The organism is Caulobacter sp. P1_D6, from assembly GCF_056406095.1.
The window spans coordinates 1-1757 of record NZ_JBFUAW010000079.1 but is presented as its reverse complement, the minus strand read 5'-3'; the positions used below and the strand labels follow the sequence as shown (position 1 = coordinate 1757).

Below are 1757 nucleotides of genomic sequence, written 5' to 3'. Positions count from 1 at the left end.
GGCAGGCCCTTGGTCTGGGCGATGCGCTGGTACTTGACCGCCGGTTCCAGGACCGCGCCGGTCTCCATCTGGCCGACGATGGCCCGCTGGATCTCCTGCCAGGGCGTCTGGCTTTCCGGATATTTGTAGCCGCCGGCCGCCTCCAGCGCCTTGCGCCGCTCGACGATCTCCTCGGGGGTGACCAGCACGTCGACGCGCGACTTGCGCAGGTCCACCCGCACCCGGTCGCCGCTCTTCAGCAGGGCCAGGCCGCCGCCGGCCGCCGCCTCGGGCGAGGCGTTGAGGATCGAGGGCGAGCCSGARGTGCCCGACTGGCGCCCGTCGCCGATGCAGGGCAGCTGGTGGATGCCGCGCTTGATCAGGTAGTCGGGGGCCCGCATGTTCACGACCTCGGCCGCGCCGGGATAGCCGATCGGCCCCGCCCCGCGCATGAACAGCACGCTGCGCTCGGTGATGCCGACAGCCGGGTCGTCGATGCGATGGTGGTAGTCCTCCGGACCGTCGAACACCACGGCCTGGCCTTCGAAGGCGTCCGGATCGTCGGGGTCGGACAGGTAGCGGTCGCGGAACTCGGCGGTGATCACGCTGGTCTTCATGATCGCCGAGTTGAACAGGTTGCCGCGCATGACCACGAAGCCGGCGCGCTGGACCAGCGGCTTGTCRAAGGGGCGGATCACCGCCTCGTCCTCGATGRYCGCCCCCCGGCAGGCCTCGCCGATCGTCTGGCCCGACACGGTCAGGGCGTCCTGGCGGATCAGGCCCTGGCCCATCAGCTGGTTGACCACGGCCGGCACCCCGCCGGCCCGGTAATAGTCCTCGCCCAGATAYTCGCCGGCCGGCTGCAGGTTGACCAGCAGCGGCACCTCCTCGCCATAGGTCTGCCAGTCGTCGACGCTCAGCTCCACGCCCATGTGGCGGGCCAGGSCGTTCAGRTGGATSGGGGCGTTGGTCGAGCCGCCGATCGCCGAATTGACGACGATGGCGTTGAGGAAGGCGTCGCGGGTCAGGATGTCGGAMGGCTTGATGTCCTGCWGGGTCAGYTCGACGATSCGCAGGCCGGTCTCGTAGGCGTTCTGCTGYCGATCCCTGTAGGGGGCCGGGATCGCCGCCGAGCCGGTCAGAGACATGCCCAGCGCCTCGGTCAGCGAGTTCATGGTCGTGGCCGTGCCCATGGTGTTGCAGTAGCCGGTCGASGGRGCCGAGCTGGCCACCAGCTTGATGAAGCCGGCGCGGTCGATCTCGCCGGCCGCCAGCAGCTCGCGGGCCTTCCACACGATGGTGCCCGAGCCGGTGCGCTGGCCCTTGTGCCAGCCGTTCAGCATCGGGCCGACCGACAGGGCGATGGCCGGGATGTTGACSGTSGCGGCGGCCATCAGGCAGGCCGGGGTGGTCTTGTCGCAGCCGATGGTCAGCACYACCCCGTCGATCGGATAGCCGTACAGGGTCTCCACCAGGCCCAGATACGAGAGGTTGCGGTCCAGGCCCGCGGTCGGCCGCTTGCCGGTCTCCTGGATCGGGTGGACCGGGAACTCCAGGGCGATGCCGCCGGCCGTGCGGATGCCTTCGCGGATGCGCTCGGCCAGCACCAGGTGGTGGCGGTTGCAGGGCGACAGGTCGCTGCCCGTCTGGGCGATGCCGATGATCGGCTTGCCCGACTGCAGCTCATCCAGCGACAGGCCGAAGTTCAGGTAGCGCTCCAGATACAGCGCCGTCATGTCCGCGTTGTCCGGATTGTCGAACCAGGCGCGCGAACGAAG

Annotated in this window: 1 protein-coding gene; it reads right to left on the bottom strand. The window is 69.4% G+C overall.

Annotated features, from left to right (window positions below):
* Positions 1–1757 (bottom strand): IlvD/Edd family dehydratase (locus tag AC1DYP_RS24750; protein ID WP_477048556.1); only part of this gene is annotated, 1757 nt, incomplete at both ends.